This is a genomic window from Nocardioides sp. CCNWLW239 (assembly GCF_037137035.1).
Lineage (GTDB): Bacteria > Actinomycetota > Actinomycetes > Propionibacteriales > Nocardioidaceae > Nocardioides.
Window position 1 is genome coordinate 93,065 of the sequence record NZ_JBBBNW010000001.1, and the last position, 19,919, is coordinate 112,983.

Sequence of the window (19,919 nt, forward strand, 5' to 3'; positions counted from 1 at the left end):
TCGCCATGGTCAAGGGAGGCTGGTGGGGACGGTTTCGTCCCCACCAGCCGGAGATTCCGGTCTCAGCCGCCCGCGAGCTGGCTGTCGAGGTCCTGGATGGCGGTGGCCATGTCACGCAGCGCCTGCGCCATGTCCTCGACACCAGCGATGGCGTCCTTCAGACCCGTGGTCATCTCCGAGTAGCCGTCCTGGAACTTGCCCGAGGCCTTCTCCGTCTTGAAGCCGTCCTGGACGAGCTCGTCGACGTAGCCCTGGCACTCGTCCAGCGCGGACTCGATCGTGTCCTTGCCCTGGTCGAGCTTGTCGGCGGTGCCGGTCATCTCGTCGTACGTTGCTCCGAAGTCACTCATCGATCATTGCCTTCCCGCGGATTTCGTTGCACGACGTCCGGTCGACGCCGTCAGAGTGGTCCTACCCACGAAATCGAGCTCTAAACATCTTCAAAGGTAAAATGTCGGGCGACTTCGGGTGCGCTCATCGTGGCAGACCGGCGCGGCGCGCATCGACAAGGTCAGCGGGCTGATCCTTCGCTGTCTGGCACCCCGGCCGCGAGTAGATGAGACTGGGCCCGTGTCCTCCAAACCAGCCCCGCACGTTCTCGTCCTCTTCGGCGCAACCGGTGACCTGGCCGCGCGCAAGCTGTTCCCGGGGCTGTATCGGCTCGCCCTGGCCAGACGGCTTCCCGAGCAGCTCGCGATCATCGGCAGCGGACGGCGCTCGCCCGGCACCGACGAGGAGTTCCGCGATCAGGTGCGCCAGGCGCTGAAGGAGTTCGTCCACGACGTCGACGAGTCGGTGGCCGGGCCGCTGCTGGAGCGGATCCGCTTCGTCGCCTCCTCCGCCGAGGACGGCACCGCGCTGGCCGAGGCGGTGCACGAGGCCGAGGACCGGCTCGCCCTGAACAGCGGGCAGACCGTGGGCGACGTACAGCGTCTTCTCTATCTCTCCGTGCCGCCGCAGGCGGTGGAGCCGATGGTGGGGATGCTCGCCCGTGAGGGGCTCAACGTCCGTAGCCGGCTGGTCGCGGAGAAGCCGTTCGGCACCGATCTGGCTTCCGCGCGCGAGCTCGACGCCGTGCTCAGTGAGGCGTTCGACGAGGAGCAGATCTTCCGGATCGACCACTTCATCGGGAAGGAGGCGGTGCAGAACCTGCTGGCGCTGCGGTTCGCCAACGGCCTCTTCGAGCCCGCGTGGAACCGGCACAGCATCGAGTCGGTACAGATCGACGTACCCGAGAAGCTCACCGTCACCGGCCGCGGCAGCTTCTATGAGGGCACCGGCTGCCTGCGCGACATGGTCACCACCCACCTGTGCCAGCTGCTCGGGTTCGTCGCGATGGAGGATCCGCACGCCTTCCGGGAGGGTGCGATCCGGGCAGCCAAGGCCGCCGCCTTCGCGGCGGTGCGGCCGCTGGACCCGGAGCGCGTGGTCTTCGGGCAGTACGACGGCTACCGCGAGGAGCCGGACGTGGCCGCCGACTCCGACGTGGAGACCTACGTCGCCATCGAGGCGTGGATCGACAACGACCGCTGGCGCGGGGTGCCGTTCTACCTGCGCACCGGCAAGGCGCTCGCCGCCGGACGCCGGACGATCACGATCCGGTTCACCGACCCGCGCCACCAGTGGCTGCAGCCGGCCGATCCCGGTCCGGCGGAGCCCAACGAGCTGGTGATCGAGCTCAGCGACGAGGCGCGGATCGAGATCGAGGTACGCGCCAAGCGCCCCGGTCCGGGAATGGCGCTGACCGAGGGCGTCTTCCGCCTCGACCTCGCCGAGGACTCGCCGGACTCCGGGCCGCTGGAGGCCTACGAGCGGCTGATCCTCGACGTCATGAACGGCGACCGGACCCTGTTCACCAGTGCGCGCGAGGTGGAGCGGCTGTGGGAGATCTGCCAGCCGGTCCTCGAGCATCGACCGGCCGTGGAGCCCTACCCGCAGGGATCGTGGGGGCCGGAGTCGGCGCTCGAGCTGCCGGTCGGCGGCTGGCGGCTGGGCCGGAACCGGTCCTCCTAGGCCGGTTCCAGCCCCTCCTTGCCGCGGACTCAGCCGAGCAGGTCGAGCAGCAGCCGAGCCGTCTCGTCCGGCGCCTCCAGCATCGCCATGTGCCCGACACCGGCGAGATACTCCACGCGTCCGCCCGGCACGATGTCGTACTCACGCGCGGAGGAAGGCTCCCACCGCGGGTCGGCGTCTCCGAAGATCACGAGCGCCGACCGCCCCAGCCGGAGCAGCCGCTGCGGGATGCTCAGCTCGACGAGGTAGTCGCGGTTCGCCTCCATGATCGCCCGGAACGTCCTGAACGACGTCCGCCTCAGGTCGGCGACCACGTCGTCGCCGATGGTCACCGGCCGTGCGGCGGTGGCGGCGATCCCCTTCCGAAGCAGGGCATCGGTACGCAGCGGCCACACCAACGCGCCCAGGGCTCCCCCGGTGAGCAGCCTCACCAGTGCGGGCTCGGGAAGCAGCGCACCGATGCTCGGGCCGGTGCTGATCAACGCGAGCCGCCCGACCAGCTCGGGGTGCCGCTCGGCGAGGGCGGTCGCGACGTACCCGCCGCTGGAGTGGCCGACGACCGCCACGTCCCGGCTGAGGCCGAGATCGTCCAGCACGGCGGCGACCCGGTCGGCCTGGTCGGGGACGGCGTAGGTCGCCGCCGTGCCCGACCTGCCACAGCCCGGCAGGTCGAGCGTCAGCACATGGAACTTCTCGGCGAGCGCCGGGATCATCGGCTTCCAGGTCGCCCCGGCGGCACCGGAGCCGTGGATGAGCAGCAGAGGTGGTGCGGTCCTCGGTCCGTCCGATTCGAGGTGGACACCGTGGACGGTGGTCGTGTCGTACGTCGTCATGCACCCGACGATCTCGCCCGACCCGCCACGTCGTCTTGGACGAATGTCGGCCTTGCCCACCGGCCTAGCCTTGGGTCGTGGACTGGTCGCAGGTGGACGTCACCATCCCTCGAGGGTCGCTCCGCGCGGCGCCCGTCCCGGGCGTCCACATGGCAGGGTTCCGCTACCGCGGCTCCGGTCCGGTCGACATCTCGATGGTCGCCCACCCGGCCGTCACCCTGCTCTTCGACCTCGGCGACCAGAGCTGGACCGCGCGCGACGACGCGGGCAGGCATACGCCGGGAAGCGTCGCCATCGGGCTCCTGCCCGGCAACGTCAGCCTGACCGGGTCCGGAGCCGGCGAGTGCCTCCAGGTGCGTCTCTCACCTGTTCTGGCCACCGAGATCCTCGACACCGCAGGCCTCACCGGCACCTTCACCGGCCTCGAGGATGTCCTCGGACCGCAGGCGAGACGTCTCGGCTCCGACCTGCGACGCGCCGGGTCGTGGGAGGAACGGTTCGCCCTGACCTACGACTTTCTCGGCGGGCGCCTCGACCCCGGCCGGAGGGTCGACCGCGAGGTCGCGCACGCCTGGCAGCAGACCTCACGGCGGCACGGCGGGGCCGATATCCGCTCGCTGGCCGCGGAGACGGGGTGGTCCCGCCAACGGCTCTGGTCCCGATTCCGGACCCAGGTCGGTCTCTCGCCCAAGCAGGCTGCCCGGCTCGTACGCTTCGACCGCGCCGCCCGGCTCCTCGCCACCGGCATACCGCCTGCTGCGGCCGCGGCCGCCGCGGGCTACGCCGATCAGCCTCATCTCAATCGCGACGTTCGCTCGCTCGTCGGGACGACGCCGCGCGGTGTCGCCGCCGCGCCCTGGCTGGGCATCGACCACGCCGCCTGGCCGTCCCTCATGCCGCGAGACCGCCCGAGGTAGCGCCGGGCTTCGCACACCTCGGGACCTGCCGCCTTACGATGGGCGCGATGTCGATGAACAGCTCGCCGAGACCCCGCCGCCTCCTGCTCGTCGTCGACGCCCCGTCGCTGCTGCACCGCAACCACCACGCCCGCGCGCACACGCGGATGATCGACCGTGCCGGCCGCCCCGCCTGGGCGCTGCACGGCATGCTGCGACAGATCCTCGACTCGATCGACGCCTTCGCCCCCGACGCCGTGCTGTTCGGCCTCGACGACCGCACTGCGTCCCTCCGCCGAGACGCCTACCCCGACTACAAGGCCGGTCGTGCGGAGAAGGACCCGATGCTCGTCGAGCAGCTCGGCCGGGCCGGCGCGATGCTCGACGCCCTCGGGCTCGCGACCCTCACTCCCCCTGGTCTCGAGGCCGACGACGTCAACGCCTCCGCCGCTGCGTGGGCGGGCCGCCACGGGTGGGACTGCGTCGTCATCACCTCCGACCGTGACGCGTTCGCGCTGATCAGCGAGCACACCAAGGTTCTGCGGCTGATCAACGGCGGCATCAACGGCTCTCCTCTGCTCAACCCCGCACGGCTCTATGCGATGTACGGCGTGCCGGCCGCTCGCTACCTCGAGTTCGCCGCCCTGCGTGGCGATGCCAGCGACAACCTGCCCGGCGTGAGCGGTATCGGCGAGAAGACCGCCGCCGCGCTCCTCGACCAGGTCGGCCCGATGGACGGGGTCTGGTCCGACGTCGCCGACAACCACGGCCAGAAGGTGACCGAGGTCCTCGACGCGTGGGCCGCCGACACCGGCGTACGTCGCATCGGCGCGCGCGTCGTCCGTGCGCTCTCCGCACCCGGGGCCCGGGAACGCTACGACTTCAACCTGCGGATGATGACCTGCCGCGACGACCTCGACCTCGGCCTCACCCCGGACGTACCCGGCACCCCGGGCCTGCTCCCGCTCGACATCGACCGCGTCACCCGGGTCGTCGGTTTCCTCGGTGTGGATGCGACCACTGCGGTGGCTCAGCGCGTGCTGAGCACGAATCCCGCCTCGACAGCGTTCTAGTCGGTCGAGCTCCAAGACTGGGGGTCGTCTTCTCCGCCACCGGGAGTGCGACGTCGATCGGATCGGTGCACACTGTGCCTGGTGGCGGACTACGCCCACCGGTCCCGAAGCTCGGCGACGAGTCTCTCCGCATCGCGCGTGTCGGGGGCGCCACCCATGGCGTCAAGGGTCGACTCCGGCAGCACCACGTAGCGGTTGGCCCCGTTCAGGCCCAGATCGCTCAGCGGGTCGGCCGAGCTGGTCTGGGAGAGGTCGAGGAGCTGGAGGTCCGCGCCGATCCGGTCGAGGAGGCCCGGGCCCGAGCTCGCCTTCACCTGGGCGATCTGCGAGGCGAGCTCCGCCGTGGCAGCGCGAGTGTCACGTACGGCGACCTCGGCGACCTTCATGTTGTTCTCCGCCGCCTGCATGTTCTGCTTGGCCGCATCGTGCTGCTTCTCGGCCTCCTTCTTGTTCTGGTCGGCAACAGTGGCGGCGCCCTTCGCCGCAGCGCCGGTGACCGACACGCCGAGAAGGGCGCCGAGCACGAACAGCGCGATGTTCTGGACCCGGTCGATGATGCCGAGCAGCTGCTCCCAGTCTGCCCGTTCGTCCGTCTCGTTGTGCTGGACGATGTAGGCCCAGCCGAGCGCCAGCACCACGAGAACGGCGATCAGGGCGACAGCCGCGATGGCCGCCGAGATCTGCCACGGCCACTTGCCGACCGGTGGCGGGCTCTGCACGTCAGGGCTCTCCTCGACCGGTTCCGGTTTCTGGAGCTCGGTCGACGACCCTGTATCCCCGTTGGCGTCCTGCGTCATCGCGTCTCCTCTGGGCACTGGAAGTGAGGTCGACGTTCCTCCCTGCGCATGCGTGGCGGGGAAACCGCGAGGCGAGGTACCGAGTATTCGGCACACCCGGATGCGTGCAGGAGGTGACCGCCCGAGAAACCCGGTTGTCGAACATCAATGTTCGAGTTAGCATCTCGAACATCAATGTTCGACTTGTGCCTCAGGAGGCGCGCCTTGACCTCAGACACCAACGCCGACAGAGCCGCCGACCCGACCGCGGACCCGCGCCGATGGCGGCTGCTCGGCTTGCTGGGCCTGGCGCAGTTCATGCTGATCCTCGACGTCACCGTGGTGGCGATCGCGCTGCCGCACATGGGCACCGATCTCGGACTGGGGCGCGATGCACTGACCTGGGTGGTGAGTGCGTACACCCTCGCCTTCGGCGGGTTGATGCTGCTCGGCGGACGGGCTGCCGACCTCTACGGTCCGAAGCCCGTCGTGCTCGCCGGGCTCGCGACCTTCACCGTGGCCTCGCTGGCCACCGGCCTTGCCACGAGCGCGGAGCTGGCGATCGGCGGACGGGTCGCGCAGGGCGTCGGTGCGGCGATGCTCTCCCCCGCCGCCCTCTCGACCGTGGTCCGGCTCTTCGACGGTGAGGAGCGCAACCACGCGCTCGGGATCTGGTCGGCGCTGGGCGCCGGAGGAGCAGCGATCGGGGTACTCCTCGGTGGCGCCCTGACCGCCGGACCCGGCTGGGAGTGGGTCTTCCTGATCAACGTGCCCGTCGGCATCGTCGTGGCGATCCTCCTCGCCCGGCTGCTCCCGCGGCTGCCGGCGTGGGGCGGCGACGTACGTCTCGACCTCGGCGGCGCACTGATCGTCACCGTCTCCACCGGGTTGCTGATCCTCGGCTTCATCGAGGCCGGCGACGACGGCTGGGCCTCGAGCCGCACCGTCGGGCTCGTCGTCGCCGGGATCATCGGGTACGCCGTCCTGGCCGGCTGGTTGCGGCGTACGCGCCATCCCCTCATCGACCCGGGGTTGGTCACGCGCCGCCCGGTCCTGTCCGGCACCTTCGTGCTGTTCGTCGCGACCGGACTGATGGTGGCGGTGTTCTTCCTCGGGACGTTCTACCTGCAGAGCTCCGCCGGACACGGGCCGCTCACGACCGGGCTGCTGTTCCTTCCCGTCGCCGCCGCGACGATGGTCGGCGCACAGCTGGCCGGCAGGTTCATCGGCCGTCTCGGTGCTCGCGCCCTCGGGATCGCCGGGCTGCTCATCGCGGCCGCCGGGCTCGTCGTGCCAGCGATCAGCATGAGCACGCTGTCCACGGTGATCGCGGTCAGCGTCGGCTCCGCCGGCCTCGGCGTCCTCTTCGTGGTCGCCGCCGCGACCGCGCTGAGCCAGGTCGAGCCGCAGCTCGCCGGCGTCGCCTCCGGCATCCTGAGCACCTTCCACGAGCTCGGCGCCTCTCTCGGCGCAGCGGTCATGTCCGGCGTCGCCGCGGCCAGCCTCGTCGATGGCACCACCGACGGCTTCGAGAAGGCCTATCTCGTCGCGGCCGTCATCGCAGCGCTCGCCGCCGTCGTCGCCGGCGCCCTGATTCCCGGGCGACCCGCATCCACCGAGGCACACGGAGAACCCCACCAGGAGACCCAGTCATGACGACGACCCACCGCCTCAGACCCCGCGCGCTCTCGTTCGCGCTCCACTACCTCCAGATGGTCATCGCGATGGTCGTCGGGATGGTGGTGCTCTACCCGCTCTGGCAGCTCGCCGTCGGCGCGCAACCGGAGAGCGCGTGGGTGCACCGTGCCGACGTCGACTCGCTCGTCATGGCCACCACGATGGTGATCCCGATGGCCGCCTGGATGCGCTTCCGCCGCCACGGGTCGAGCCCGATCATCGAGATGTCGGCGGCGATGTACGCCGGCTTCGTGGTCCTCTTCCCCTTCCTCTGGCTCGGGGCCATCGACGCGGACGGCCTGATGCTGCTCGGTCACGTACTCATGCTGCTCTTCATGCTTGCCGCGATGCTCGCGCGACCCGCCGAGTACTCCGGGAGCCACGCCCACCACGCCCACGCCGCGACCGACCAGGAACCGGCATGACCACCCACCCCCACCCGGAGGTCGTCGTACGCCGAGCCATCCCGGAGGACGCCGGGACGGTCCGCACGCTCATCGGCGAGATCGCCGCCCATCAGGCCCAGTCCGGCTCCGTCACGGTGACCGCCGCGCAGTGGTCCGGCTATCTCGAGCGCCCGGACATCATCGTGCTGCTCGCCGAGGTCGACCGTGAGCCGGTCGGCTACGTCTCGGCCGTACGCCGCCTGCACCTGTGGTCGGGCAGCGACATCGTCGCGCTCGACGACCTCTACGTCCGCCCCGGCCATCGTGACGCCGGCGTCGGCAGACTGTTGATGACCGCGCTGGCGCAACGCGCCGGCGGCCTCACGATCACCTGGGGCGTACAACCCGACAACGACGCCGCGATCCGCTTCTACCGCCGCCTCGGCGCCACGGTCCGCGCCAAGGTGATGTGCGCGTGGCCGGCGGCACGGCAGCCGATACCCTGAGGCTCGACATCTCGTGGAAGGTTCCGGCCGTGACGACCCTCAAGCGCGCCGACGCGCGTAAGAACATCGAGTCGATCATCGACGCGGCGACCGCCTGTCTCGCCCGCGATCCCGACGTCAGCGTCGCCGAGATCGCCAAGGCGGCGGGCGTCGGCCGGGTCACCCTCTACGGCCACTTCGAGTCCCGCTCGACGTTGGTCACCCAGGTCGTCGAGCGCGCGATCCAGCACTCCGACGAGCGGCTCGGCGCGATCGACCTCGACGGCGATCCCCGTGCCGCTCTCACCCGCCTGCTCGCGGCGTCGTGGCAGCTGACGCAGCAGTACGGCGCACTCATCGTCGCCGCCGAGCAGAGCATGCCCCAGGACCAGTTCCAGGCGATCCACCGTGGGCTGGTCGACCGCTGGAAGCCGCTGATGCAGCGCGGGCGCAGCGACGGCAGCTTCCGCGACGACCAGCCGCTCGCGTGGCAGCTGACTCTGCTCCAGAGCGTCCTGCACGCAGCTTCTGGAGCCGTCTACCGCGGCGAGATCGACGCTGCCGAGGCTGCCGGCCTGATCGACGGCACCATCCAGGCCGCCCTCACGCCCCCGGGGTGAGGGCGGCCTGAAGCTCACATCCGCTGCTCGCCGTCGCGGATCGCCTCGCGGATCCGGGTGTAGGTGCCGCAGCGGCAGATGTTGCGGATGCCGTCCAGGTCGGCGTCGGTGATGGTGCGACCCTCGGCACGCACCTTCTTCACCAGCGCTACTGCGGCCATGATCTGGCCGGGCTGGCAGTAGCCGCACTGGGCGACGTCGTTCTCGAGCCACGACTCCTGCATCGGGTGCAGGCCGTGCTCACCACGCTTCGACTCCGGCACCTCACCGGGGAGTCCCTCGATGGTGGTGATCTCGTCCTGGGCGCCGAGCTTGCCGACGGGCACCGCGCACGGGTTGAAGGCCTTGCCGTTGATGTGCGACGTACAGGCCTTGCACACGTTGATCCCGCAGCCGTACTTCGGTCCCTTGACGCCGAGGATGTCGCGTAGCACCCAGAGGACGCGGACGTCGTCCTCGACGTCGACGGTGACCGGCTCGCCGTTCAGGATGAAGGTCTGTTCAGGCATCTCGATCTCCTCAGTAGGTCCAGCGCAGGCCGTCGGTCGGCGACGGCGGGATCGGTGGCGTACGTGGCTTCGGCTCGAACGCGAGCGGGTCACGGTGGTTGATCGGGAACTCGGTCGGCACCTTGCCCACCGCCCGGGCATAGGCGCAGGCGACCGCGGCCGCGGTCGGAGCCACACCGGCCTCACCGACACCGCCCGGGGGCTCGTTCGAGTCCATGATGACGACCTCGATCTCGGGTGGCGTGTTCCACTGCCGGGTGTAGAAGTAGTTGTCCCAGCTGGCTTCCTCGAAGTGCCCGTCGACCAGGTGCAGGCTGCTGGTCAGCGTCATCGCGATGCCGTCGTTGATGGCCCCCTGCATCTGGGCCTCGACGCCGCGCGGGTTGATCACCTGACCGACGTCGGTGACCATCGTGGCCTTCATGACCCGCGGCCCGGTGACCCCGTCACGTACGTGCCGCCCGACCGTCTCGGGCCGGCAGTCGATCTCGACGACGCAGGCGGACGCGCCCTTGTACTCGGTGTGCACGGCGATGCCCTGCGCGGTCCCGGCGGGCATCGGCCTGCCCCACCGGGCGACCTCGCGGGCCTTCTTCAGGACGCCGCGGACACGCTCGTTGCGGCAGAACTCCAGCCGGAACGCGAGCGGGTCCTTCCCCATCGCCTTGGCGAGCTGGTCGACGACGAGCTCGTTGGCGGTACGTACGTCCGGGGAGTACACGTTGCGCATCGCGCCCGTGTTGAACCGGGTGTCGGTCTCGTTCAGCGTCTGGGTGAGCACTCCGAAGTCGTACGGGATGCCCGAGGTCAGCGCGAAGATGGTCTGGGCGTAGCCCAGGTTGCCCAGACCGGCGGGCAGATCGGCGGCCAGCGCGGTCACGATCTCGCCGAACCCGTGACGCAGGTCCATCTCGACAGCGGTGTGGCTCTGCTGGAAGGCGAGCACCTCGCCGGCAGCGTGCATGGCCCGCACACGTGAAGTGGCCAGCGGGTGGGCCCGGCCCGCCCGGGCGTCGTCGGCCCGGTGCCACATCAGTTTGACCGGGACGCCCATCGCCTGGGAGACCTGGGCCGCCTCCATCGCTCCGTCGAAGAAGAGCCGGCGACCGAAGGAGCCTCCGGCCTGCATCACGTTGACCTTCACCTTGTCCGGCGTCAGACCCAGCTCGAGCGCGATCTGCTGCTGGGTGACGATCGGGTTCTTGAGCCCCGACCAGATCTCGGCACGGTCGTCGCGTACGTCGGCGATGGCACTGTTGGTGTCCATCGGCGAGTTGCTGCGGAACCAGAACGTGAAGTCGTAGGCGATCGTCTTGGCGAGCGGGGTGTTGGGCAGCGAGGGCATCGGCAGCTCGGCCGCCTTCACCCCGGAGAGGATGTCCTGGTCCGACTCGCCCGCGACCGGGCCGTCCTCCCAGTCGACCCGCAGGGCGCGTACGCCATCGATGCACTGTCCGAAGGTCCGCGCCCGCACCGCCACCCCGGTCGGGACCATCGCCACATGCGTGACGCCGGGCATCGCCTTGACCTCAGCGGCGTTGAGGACCTTCGTGGGCTTGCCGTTGAGCGTGGGCGCCCGGCAGATCATCGTCGGCAGCGCGCCCTTCACGTCCAGGTCGGTCGTGTAGACCTTCTTGCCGGTGACAGCGTCGAGCGCGTCGATCCGATTGGTCGGCTTGCCGAGGAGGGTGAACGTGGCCTCGTCCTTGAGATCGACCTCGACCGCCTTCGTGTCCAGGCTGGCCGCCTGCGCGGCGAGCTCACCGTAGGTGAGGCTGTTGCCGAGCGCGTCGGTGATCACGCCGTCTCGGGTCTCGAGCTCGTCGACCACGCCGTCGAGCTGCGCGGCCGCGGCCTCGAGCAACGCCTTCTTCGCCACCGCGGCGGCGACCCGGATCGGGGTGTACATCGCGTGGATCGTGTTGGACCCGCCCGTGATCTGGTTCCAGACCAGCTCCGGCCGGGCCGGCGCGAGCGTGACGTCGATCTTGGAGAGCGGAAGATCGAGCTCCTCGGCGATGATCATCGCCGCAGCCGTGGTGATGCCCTGGCCCACCTCGGCGCGCGGCAGCGCGAAGCCCGCGGTCCCGTCCTCGTTGACCGTCACGGTGATCAGGTTCGAGGTCGGTTGCGCGGCGTGGGTGAGCAGGTCGCTGAGATCGTAGGCATCGAAGACCTGCGGTGCGCTCGGTATCTTGGCCGCGGCCTGCCCGCTCAGCAGTCCGAGCTCTGCGGCCGCGATGACGGTGGTGCCGCCGATCAGGTAGCCGAGAAACCGTCGCCTTCCCACGGAGTGCCGTCCGGCGGACGGTTCCGTGCCGATGTCTTCCTGAATTTCTGTCATGCGGAGCACCTCCGAGATCGAGGCTCCGGACGCCTGCGTCCGGAGGTTCTGCTCCCTCCCCGAGGCGCCATCGTGGCACCGGTCACAGCCGCCCACCACCCACGAAGGAGGGTGGTTCAGGCGACGACCTCCGCCTGCCCGTACCGCACCCTCACCCGCCGCGCGGCACCGGCACGCCGGATCCAGTGGCGATCGTGCGTGACCGTGACGACGGCGCCCGGATGATCGTCGAGGGCGTCCTCGAGCTGGTCGACGAGCTCGGGGTCGAGATGATTGGTCGGCTCGTCCAGCAGCAGTACGTCACCAGCGTCGGCCAGCGCGATCGCCAGGTCGAGACGGCGACGCTGACCGACCGAGAGTGCCCGCACAGGGCGCCTCAGATCGTCCTCGCGCAGCAGCCCGAAGCGGCGCAGACGCTCGACGGCGTCGTCGCGGTGGATGCCGACAGCGCGGGCGAACACGGCGATGACCGAGCCCGCGGGCGGGGCTGTCACCTCCTGTCTCAGCCACGAGACCCGGACCCCCGGGCCCCGTTCGACGACGCCCGCATCGGAAGCGATCTCGCCGGCCAGCAGCCGCAGGAGCGTGGTCTTGCCGGCACCGTTCGGTCCGGTCACCAGCCAGCGGTCCCCCGGGCTCAGCGTCCATTCCGCCATCCACAGCCTGGCGCCCGCCTCGCGGCGTACGTCATGAAGGGCGAGGTAGTGCCCGGGCGGCGGCTCATCGGACCGGAGCCCCGCGGAGAACCGAAGCGGCTCCGGCGGCGGTGAGACAGGTTCTGCCCGCAGCCGGGCAACCCTCTCCTTCGCCATCCGGATCCGCCCCCTCGCCCCGTGGTCGCGGCTGCGCGCGCGGAAGGCGCCGTGACCGAAGCCGTCGAGCTCGAGCTTGCGCGGGATGGCCTGGAGCCGGAACGCGTTCGCCTCGACAAGGGCCTCGTTGCGGGCCAGCTCGGCCTTCCAGCGCTCGTGCCGTTCGGCCTGGTGGCGTCGCTCAGTCGCGCGCGCTGCACAAAACCCGGCATAGCCGTTGCCGTAGCGACGCAGCCCACCATCGCGCACCTGCACGATGTCGTCGGCGAAGCGCTCGAGGAAAGCACGGTCATGGGTGACGACGACCAGCGCTCCCCGGTGCCCGGCCAACCGCTCCTCGACCCAGGTCAGCGCAGAGTCGTCCAGGTCGTTGGTCGGCTCGTCGAGCAGCAGCAGCTCGGCGTTGGACGACAGCGCGACGGCGAGAGCGAGCCGCGCACGCTCGCCTCCGGACAGACCCGCGACGAGACGATGCCGGTCGAGGCCACCCAGTCCGAGCTGATCCAGCGCGGCATCGACGCGCCGATCCGTGCCATAGCCGTCCCGGGCCTCGAACCTGTCGATCAGGTCTCCGAGCTCCGCGAGCAGCGCCGGCTGATCCGGTTCGCCGGCGACCGCCAGGCGCTCCGAACACCGCTGGATGTGCGACTCGAGTGCGCGCAGGTCCGCGAGCAGGAGGTCGACGGCATCGCGCACCGTCGCGCCGGCCGGGAACCGTGGATCCTGCGACGCAAGTGCGATGCCGCCGGGGAGCGCGACCCGCCTCTCCCCCGCGACCGGTGTCGCGGATCCGGCGATGAGGTCGAGCAGGGTGGACTTGCCAGCGCCGTTGTCGCCGATGACGGCGAGGCGGTCGGTCGCGCCGACGACGAGGTCGACACGATCGAGCACGACCCGCTCGGCGAAGCGGACCGTGGCCGCACGCAGCTCACAGACGCGGTGGCTGCGGACGGTGGCAGTGGTGGAAGCAGACGGGAACACGAGGACTCCTCTGCGCGACGGTCGACCGTCGCGGCGACGCGCATCAGCAGATGCTGGATCGGAAACGGACCTCGAGCGCGCCGAGCAGACGACGCGGTCGCTCAGGACCCGCTGCGGAGAAACCTCGACGCAGCGTCCCGATCGTTTACTTCAGAGTTCCCATCGCCGACGACCATAGCGGGTAGAGCCCCCGCGCGCGATGCAATTACTCGGGCTGCGCAGAGGCGTAGACTTCACCGCATGACGCAGACAGTTCCGGGGTTCGACCGGCTGACCATAGAGCCCGACAAGCTCGGTGGCCAGCCGTGCATCCGCGGCTACCGGTTCGGTGTCGACCAGCTCCTCGAGCTCTTCGCGACGGGAATGACCTTCGAGGAGATCCGCGAGGACTTTCCGTTCCTCGAGCCCGAGGACGCCCAGCAGGTCTTCGCCTACGCTGCCGCGCTCGCGCAGCGTGACTTCTACCTTCCACTGCAGGAATCTGCGTGAGACTGCTTCTGGACCAGAATCTGCCCTACTCCATCACCAAGGCAATCGCCGACAACTGGGACGCCATCCACACCGAGGACGTCGACCTTCAGCAGGTCAGCGATCCCGAAATCTTCCATTACTGCATCGAGAACGACCGCGTGTTGGTGACGGCGGACAAGAAACTGACGAAGTTCCTCGCATCCTCCAGGGCATCCGCCCCGAGTGTGGTGATTCTCCGGGGATTCCTGCCTCAGAAAGATGTGCTTTCCGGCGCTTTGGTTCGACACCTTCCACAGATCCAGGATGCGATTGGATCGGTTGGCGACGCCATCTTCTCCATCGCTCCCGACCGTCCAGTTCGAGTCCAGCGACTGCCCCTAGGAATCGCCACTCCCGTCGCGGAGTAGTTGCGCTCGATCTTCGCCCAACGGTCGGACGAAAGTGTTCGACAGAGGATCGGCGTCGTGGCACCTTTCGGTCCATGCATCTCAGAACCGGGTCGGTCAGCGACCTCCCAGAGGCCCTGAAACTCCTCGACGCCGCAGTCGCCTGGCTCACCGCGCAGGGTCGCAGCGGCCAGTGGGGCGCGGACCCGTTCTCGACCATCGATGCCCGCGTCGATCAGATCCGGACGATGCTCTCCGAGCGCACCGCCCGCATCGTCGAGGAGGGCGGCGAGGTGGTCGGTCTCTGCGTCCTGGCCGAGGAGCCGCTCCCGTACGTCGACCCTGCACCGATCCCCGAGCTCTATCTTCAGCTGCTCGTCACCGACCGCGAACGGAGCGGGGCCGGCATCGGCAGCGTCCTGGTCGATGACGCCATCGAGATCGCCCGGCAGCGAGGCGTGGAGCAGATGAGGCTCGACTGCTATGCCGGCGACGACCAGGCACTCATCCGCGTCTACGAGCGGTTCGGCTTCACTCTGGAGCGCCACTTCACCGTCGACACCGGGCAGGCCGAGCCCTGGCCCGGCGCGGTTCTCCGGATGCAGATCTGAGGCCTTTGTAAACTGCCACCGCCGGCACGTCGAGAGGGGGCGAGCGCATGACCGAGCTCGATGCCTGGGTGACCTCGTTCGCCGCCCAGCAACGCCAGCCCGAGGAGGTGGCCCGCTGGGCAGCCTCGACCGCCGACGCGATCCTGGCGGAGGGCGACATCGACCTGGCAGATCTCCGGCCCCTTCTCCTGGAGGCCGTCGAAGAGCACTGGTACGCCTTCCTCGACCGCCTCGCTCTCTCGGAGCAGCCGTTCGAGCTGGTCCCGACCGCGCGCACCGTGGCGCTCGAGATCGCGCGCCGTCATCTCGGTCTCCCGCTGCTTCTCACGATCTACCAGCGAGCCCAACAGGCGAGCTGGGACTTCGCGGTGCAGGTCGTCGAGGAGGCTCCGAGCGACCTCGACCGCGCGGGCCTGCTGGTCTGGTTCTGGACGAAGGCGACCGCGTGGTTCGGGTCCTCGGTCGAACAGTCGGTGCTGCTGTACCAGACCGAGACCGACCGGATCCGGCAGCGTGGCGACGCGCGCCGCTACGAGGTGGTCTCGCGGGCGATCGGCGACGGGAACGTCGCGCCCGCCGAGCTGTCCGCCGCGCTGGACGGCCACCCGATCAGCGTGGCCGGGCACGTCGCCGTCGTCGCGCATGCACTCACGGCGGACGCGATCGAGCAGCTCGAGCCCGCGATCCACACCGTCACCCGCGACCTGGGCCATCCGCGGTCGGTCCTCGTGCGCCCGGGTGGACGGGAGGTGTGGGCCTGGCTCGCCCTGAGCGAACGGCCCGACGTCGTCGACGGGACCGGCATCGATCCCACCGCCGTCAGGGTGACCATCGGCGTCGGTGGTGGCGGTCTCGACGGCTTCGTCGGGGCACACCGGGACGCGCGGGCGGCCCAACGGGTCGCGCTGGCACCCGGCCGCCGAGAGGCGGTGACGGTCTACGACGACGTGGCCGCCCTCGTGCTGGTGGCGCACGACCCGGCCGCGGCCGAACGGTTCACCCGGTCGACGCTGCGTGGCCTGGCCGACCCGACCCACGACCGGCTGCGGGAGACCGTACGTGAGGTGCTCACCTCGGCCGAGACCGCGGACCGGATCGCCGAGCGCCTCGGCATCCACAAGAACACCATCCGCTACCGCCTCTCCCAGGCCGAGGGACTCCTCGGTCGCCCGGTCCGCGAGCGCGCCGGCGACCTGCTGCTCGCGCTCGACTACCACGACGCTTTCCTCACCACATCGACTGTGAAAAATCACAGTTTCTCGTGATCGATTCGGCGTGATCGGCCAGAGACTTCCCTGCTGCGTACGTCCATTCTGACAGGAGACGTAACCGACCTCACAGGAGGCAGCAGATGACACTCGACGCCAGCGGCACCGTCGATCAGAGCTCCACCACGAGGTGGCGGGACCGAAAGCGCTATCTGTGGCTCCTCGGCCTCGTGGTGCCGTCCTTCGCCTTCATCGCGGTCGGTGGCTACGCCCTGACCGGCTGGGGCGTGTTCCTGTGGACCGGGCCGATCGTCGTCCTCGGCCTCGTCCCGGCCATCGACTTCATGGCGGGCCTGGACCGCTCGAACCCGCCCGACGACGTCATCGAGGAGCTCGAGGCGGACAGGTACTACCGCTACATCACCTTCGCGTTCCTCCCGATCCAGTACGCCGGGTTCGCCTTCGCGATGTACCTGATCGCGACCCAGGACTGGCCGTTGGCGCACAAGATCGGCCTGGCCCTCACCATCGGGTTCATCGGCGGCATCGGCATCAACACCGCCCACGAGCTCGGCCACAAGAAGGAGAGCCACGAGCGCTGGCTGTCCAAGATCGCGCTCGCGCAGAGCTTCTACGGCCACTTCTACATCGAGCACAACCGTGGCCACCACGTCCGGGTCGCGACCCCGGAGGACCCGGCCTCCTCCCGGATGGGCGAGACCCTCTACGGGTTCTGGTTCCGCACCGTGTTCGGGTCGCTCAAGAGCGCCTGGGGCCTGGAGGCCAAGCGCTACCGCCGCAAGGGCACCCACCCGTTCCACCTCGGCAACGACGTCCTCAACGCCTGGCTGATGAGCGCGGTCCTGTGGACCGCGATGACACTGTGGCTGGGCGTCGGGATCCTGCCCTACCTCGTCCTCCAGGCCGTCATCGGCTTCTCCCTGCTGGAGATCGTCAACTACCTCGAGCACTACGGGATGCTGCGCCAGAAGACCACGTCGGGGCGCTACGAGCGGGTGCTGCCGATGCACTCGTGGAACTCCAACAACATCGCCACCAACGTGCTGCTCTACCACCTGCAGCGGCACAGCGACCACCACGCCAACCCGACCCGGCGCTACCAGACCCTGCGTGACTACCGGGAGTCGCCGGCCCTGCCGACGGGCTACGCCGGGATGATCGTCCTGGCCCTGGTCCCGCCGCTGTGGCGCCGGGTGATGGACAAGCGTGTGGTGGCCCACTTCGACGGCGACGTGCGGCTCGCCAACGTACGACCTGGCCGGCTCGACAAGCTGCTCGCCACGTACCCGCCCCCGGCCGACCCGGCGGTCGAGGAGCTCGAGGACGTGACCCGGCAGAGCTTCGACGACGAGGTCGCCGCGGGCCGGTGCCCGGGCTGCGGCTACGTCTACGAGGTCGCGGTCGGCAACGAGCTCGAGGGCTTCGCCGCCGGCACCGCCTGGCGCGACATCCCCGACGACTGGTGCTGCCCGGACTGCGGCGTGCGCGAGAAGGTCGACTTCATCCCGCTGAAGGATCACGATCTGCAGGAGACCGCGCGATGAGTGCTATCGAAGCCGACAAGACGGTGTGCGAGGGGATCGGCATGTGCGAGGCCCAGGCCGACACGTACTTCCAGATCGGCGACGACGGCCTCGTCGAGGTCCTCGCCGACGAGGTGCCCGACCCCGATCGCGCCTACGTCAAGGCCGCCGTCGACTCCTGCCCGGTCTCCGCGCTCCGCCTCCTCGGCTGAGCGCGGCACATCGAGACGGAGGCAGACAGATGCGATCACTTCTGATCGTCGGCGCCGGGCTGGCCGGCGTCCGCGCCGCCGAGGGCGCTCGCGCTGCCGGCTGGTCCGGGCCGATCACGATCCTCGGCGAGGAAGCACACGCTCCCTACGACCGTCCGCCGCTGTCGAAGGCGGTGCTCTCCGCCGAGGAGCCACCCGCGGTGCCGAGGCTCCGCTCCGAGGAGGTGATCGAGACCCTGGAGGTACGCCACCTCCCCGGCGTGAGGGCCGAAGGCCTCGACACCGAGGGCCGGAGCGTGACCACGAGCGCCGGGGAGATCGGCTACGACGCACTGGTCATCGCCACCGGCAGCACGGCGACGACCGTGCCGGAGCTCGCCGGGATCCGCGGGGTGCACGTGCTCCGGCGCTACGACGACGCCCTCGCCGTACGTGAATCGCTGGCCCGCTCGCGCGAGGTGGTGATCGTCGGCGCCGGGTTCATCGGCTCCGAGATCGCCTCGGCCGCCCGTGCCCGCGGCATCGAGGTCACGCTGCTCGAGGCGAGCGACCGACCCCTCGCCCGTGCGGTCGGGCCCCGCGCCGCCACGCGCTTGATGCATCTGCACGCCGAGGCCGGTGTCAGGCTGCTCACCTCGACAACGGTGTCCGGCATCCGCTCGACGGACCGCGGCATCGACAAGGTCGAGCTGAGCACCGGCGAAGCCGTGGCCGCCGACGCCGTGGTCCTCGGCATCGGCGCACGCCCGGCGACCGACTGGCTCCGCGGCAGCGGCGTGGCCCTGGACCCACGCTCCGGCGGCGTACGCTGCGATCGCCGGCTCGCCACCTCCGCACCGGGCGTCTGGGCAGCGGGCGACATCGCCTGCGTCGACGGCGTACGCAGCGAGCACTGGACCGCCGCCGGGGAGCAGGGCCGGATCGCCGGCGCCAACGCCGCCGGCGCCACCGAGGACTTCGCCTCCGTCCCGTTCGCCTGGTCGACCTGGCACGGCCACCGGATCCAGGTCGTCGGCGAGACCACCGCAGCCGACGAGGAGGACCACGGCGACGGTTTCGTCCTCTACCGGCGCCACGGCACCGCCGTCGGCGCGGTCGGCATCGACAGCCCTGGTCCCGTCGCCCGGCTCCGTCGCAGCCTGGCGCAGACGCCGGGCGTCGGGCCTCAGCGGGCCGCGACCGGAGGCGTGGTGTCGGCGCGCGAGTCGCGCGAGTAGTCCGACGGCACCACCCCGACCACGCAGTGGGCGTGATCCAGGAGATGGCCGGCCGTTCCGCCACGTCCCCCGATCACGACCATGTGCATGGTCCGGGACTGCTCGGCGAGCACGTGGGCGAGGCTTCCGGAGTGGATCCGCAGGCGCGGGTTCAGGTCCGGGTAGCGCTCCCGGAGCCCGGCGACGCACTCCGCGACGAGAGCCCGGTCGTCGTCGGAGCCGGCGGGACCGCCGGCGCGGTAGCAGTACAGCACCGTCAGCGGCAGGTTGCGCTGGTCGGCCTGCTCGAAGGCGAACTCGAGGGCAGGGATCGAGTCACCGGTCCCGTCGATGCCGACAAGCACACCGCGGCCCACTCCCCCGCCACCCGGCCGCAGCACGACCACTGGGCACCGCGCGTCCTTGACGGTGGCCCTGCCGACCGAACCGAGGATCCGGCTGCGGATCGGGCCTCGCCCGCGCGAACCGAGCACCAGCAACGACGCGTGGGGGGAGGCGGCGGCGAGAACGTGCCCCACAGACCCCGCAGCGAGCTCCACGCTCACCTCCGGACGCCGGTGCCCGGCGAACCTCGGAGCCCTGGAGAGCTCCTCGAGTCGGCGGTCGGCGTAGCTGCTGGCTCCGGCCAGCACGGTCGCCCCGTAGTCCTGCTCGGGCTCCGAGGGCGCACCCGCCCGGAACCCGGGCGGGGTGTCCAGGGTGGCGGCGGAGACCACGTGGAACAGGCACATGTCGCGCCCGGCCCGGAACGCCTGCTCGGCCGCCCAGGACACGCTCTCGGCCGCTTCCGGCCAGTTCTCGACGCCGACCAGGACGGCGCCCTCGGGGATCGCTGCGTAGGTCATCTCGGCTCCTTCGTCTCTGC

Annotated in this window: 21 protein-coding genes; 14 read left to right on the top strand and 7 right to left on the bottom strand. The window is 70.2% G+C overall.

Annotated elements, in window-relative coordinates:
• Positions 1-62: 62 nt before the first annotated feature.
• Complete coding sequence (locus WBG06_RS00465; RefSeq protein ID WP_141791345.1) at positions 63-350, bottom strand: WXG100 family type VII secretion target; 288 nt, start codon at positions 348-350, stop codon at positions 63-65.
• Between the two features lie 220 nt (positions 351-570).
• Here WBG06_RS00465 and zwf point away from each other — a divergent pair, with 220 nt between their 5' ends.
• Positions 571-2,013 carry a glucose-6-phosphate dehydrogenase gene (gene zwf / locus WBG06_RS00470; protein WP_336734028.1) on the top strand — a complete coding sequence of 481 codons (1,443 nt, stop codon included), beginning with the start codon at positions 571-573 and terminating at the stop codon, positions 2,011-2,013.
• A 29-nt stretch (positions 2,014-2,042) separates the two neighbouring features.
• Here the strand turns inward: zwf and WBG06_RS00475 are convergent, their stop codons facing one another.
• Positions 2,043-2,846, bottom strand: a complete 804-nt coding sequence (locus WBG06_RS00475; protein WP_336734030.1) for an alpha/beta fold hydrolase — start codon at positions 2,844-2,846, stop codon at positions 2,043-2,045.
• A 77-nt stretch (positions 2,847-2,923) separates the two neighbouring features.
• Here WBG06_RS00475 and WBG06_RS00480 point away from each other — a divergent pair, with 77 nt between their 5' ends.
• Together WBG06_RS00480 and WBG06_RS00485 are read left to right on the top strand one after the other, a co-directional pair.
• Entirely contained in the window at positions 2,924-3,763 is an 840-nt protein-coding gene (locus WBG06_RS00480) for an AraC family transcriptional regulator (RefSeq protein WP_336734032.1), read from the top strand.
• Between the two features lie 47 nt (positions 3,764-3,810).
• Complete coding sequence (locus WBG06_RS00485; RefSeq protein WP_336734034.1) at positions 3,811-4,815, top strand: 5'-3' exonuclease; 1,005 nt, start codon at positions 3,811-3,813, stop codon at positions 4,813-4,815.
• A gap of 89 nt (positions 4,816-4,904) precedes the next feature.
• Here the strand turns inward: WBG06_RS00485 and WBG06_RS00490 are convergent, their stop codons facing one another.
• A complete protein-coding gene (locus WBG06_RS00490) occupies positions 4,905-5,612 on the bottom strand; it encodes a hypothetical protein (RefSeq protein ID WP_336734036.1) in 708 nt (235 codons plus the stop codon).
• A 204-nt stretch (positions 5,613-5,816) separates the two neighbouring features.
• Here WBG06_RS00490 and WBG06_RS00495 point away from each other — a divergent pair, with 204 nt between their 5' ends.
• From WBG06_RS00495 to WBG06_RS00510, 4 genes are read left to right on the top strand one after another with little or no spacing between them, the layout of a single operon-like run.
• A complete protein-coding gene (locus WBG06_RS00495) occupies positions 5,817-7,247 on the top strand; it encodes an MFS transporter (RefSeq protein ID WP_336734038.1) in 1,431 nt (476 codons plus the stop codon).
• Positions 7,244-7,693, top strand: coding sequence for a hypothetical protein (locus WBG06_RS00500; protein WP_336734040.1), 450 nt, complete (start codon positions 7,244-7,246; stop codon positions 7,691-7,693). Before WBG06_RS00495 ends, WBG06_RS00500 begins: the two co-directional genes overlap by 4 nt.
• Positions 7,690-8,160: a GNAT family N-acetyltransferase gene (locus tag WBG06_RS00505; RefSeq protein ID WP_336734042.1), complete on the top strand. Its 471-nt coding sequence runs from the start codon at positions 7,690-7,692 to the stop codon at positions 8,158-8,160. The genes WBG06_RS00500 and WBG06_RS00505 overlap by 4 nt, the downstream gene beginning before the upstream one ends.
• A 29-nt stretch (positions 8,161-8,189) precedes the next feature.
• Positions 8,190-8,759 (top strand): TetR/AcrR family transcriptional regulator, encoded by a 570-nt coding sequence (locus WBG06_RS00510; protein WP_336734044.1) that lies wholly within the window; start codon positions 8,190-8,192, stop codon positions 8,757-8,759.
• A 14-nt stretch (positions 8,760-8,773) separates the two neighbouring features.
• Here WBG06_RS00510 and WBG06_RS00515 read toward each other — a convergent pair whose 3' ends face one another.
• From WBG06_RS00515 to WBG06_RS00525, 3 genes are all read right to left on the bottom strand, one after another.
• Positions 8,774-9,268, bottom strand: a complete 495-nt coding sequence (locus tag WBG06_RS00515) for a (2Fe-2S)-binding protein (RefSeq protein WP_336734046.1) — start codon at positions 9,266-9,268, stop codon at positions 8,774-8,776.
• Positions 9,269-9,278: 10 nt separating this feature from the next.
• A complete protein-coding gene (locus WBG06_RS00520) occupies positions 9,279-11,612 on the bottom strand; it encodes a molybdopterin cofactor-binding domain-containing protein (protein ID WP_336734048.1) in 2,334 nt (777 codons plus the stop codon).
• A 116-nt stretch (positions 11,613-11,728) separates the two neighbouring features.
• Positions 11,729-13,405, bottom strand: a complete 1,677-nt coding sequence (locus tag WBG06_RS00525) for an ABC-F family ATP-binding cassette domain-containing protein (protein WP_336734050.1) — start codon at positions 13,403-13,405, stop codon at positions 11,729-11,731.
• Between the two features lie 240 nt (positions 13,406-13,645).
• On the opposite strand from WBG06_RS00525, the gene WBG06_RS00530 reads away from it, so the two are divergent.
• The 7 genes from WBG06_RS00530 (at position 13,646) to WBG06_RS00565 (ending at position 19,054) form a co-directional block, all read left to right on the top strand.
• Positions 13,646-13,894 (top strand): DUF433 domain-containing protein, encoded by a 249-nt coding sequence (locus WBG06_RS00530; protein WP_336734052.1) that lies wholly within the window; start codon positions 13,646-13,648, stop codon positions 13,892-13,894.
• The gene (locus WBG06_RS00535) at positions 13,891-14,283 is read left to right on the top strand and encodes a DUF5615 family PIN-like protein (RefSeq protein ID WP_336734054.1); all 393 of its coding nucleotides are present in this window, start codon (positions 13,891-13,893) and stop codon (positions 14,281-14,283) included. The genes WBG06_RS00530 and WBG06_RS00535 overlap by 4 nt, the downstream gene beginning before the upstream one ends.
• A 74-nt stretch (positions 14,284-14,357) precedes the next feature.
• Positions 14,358-14,873: a GNAT family N-acetyltransferase gene (locus WBG06_RS00540; RefSeq protein WP_336734055.1), complete on the top strand. Its 516-nt coding sequence runs from the start codon at positions 14,358-14,360 to the stop codon at positions 14,871-14,873.
• Between the two features lie 47 nt (positions 14,874-14,920).
• Positions 14,921-16,138: a helix-turn-helix domain-containing protein gene (locus WBG06_RS00545; RefSeq protein WP_336734057.1), complete on the top strand. Its 1,218-nt coding sequence runs from the start codon at positions 14,921-14,923 to the stop codon at positions 16,136-16,138.
• 86 nt (positions 16,139-16,224) lie between these two features.
• Positions 16,225-17,646: a fatty acid desaturase gene (locus WBG06_RS26490; RefSeq protein WP_442945396.1), complete on the top strand. Its 1,422-nt coding sequence runs from the start codon at positions 16,225-16,227 to the stop codon at positions 17,644-17,646.
• The gene (locus tag WBG06_RS00560) at positions 17,643-17,837 is read left to right on the top strand and encodes a ferredoxin (protein WP_336734059.1); all 195 of its coding nucleotides are present in this window, start codon (positions 17,643-17,645) and stop codon (positions 17,835-17,837) included. Before WBG06_RS26490 ends, WBG06_RS00560 begins: the two co-directional genes overlap by 4 nt.
• A 29-nt stretch (positions 17,838-17,866) precedes the next feature.
• Positions 17,867-19,054 (top strand): NAD(P)/FAD-dependent oxidoreductase, encoded by a 1,188-nt coding sequence (locus WBG06_RS00565; protein ID WP_336734061.1) that lies wholly within the window; start codon positions 17,867-17,869, stop codon positions 19,052-19,054.
• On the opposite strand, the gene WBG06_RS00570 is transcribed toward WBG06_RS00565, so the two are convergent.
• Positions 19,003-19,899, bottom strand: coding sequence for a universal stress protein (locus WBG06_RS00570; RefSeq protein WP_336734063.1), 897 nt, complete (start codon positions 19,897-19,899; stop codon positions 19,003-19,005). The two genes, WBG06_RS00565 and WBG06_RS00570, sit on opposite strands and share 52 nt — an antisense overlap.
• Positions 19,900-19,919 lie beyond the last annotated feature (20 nt).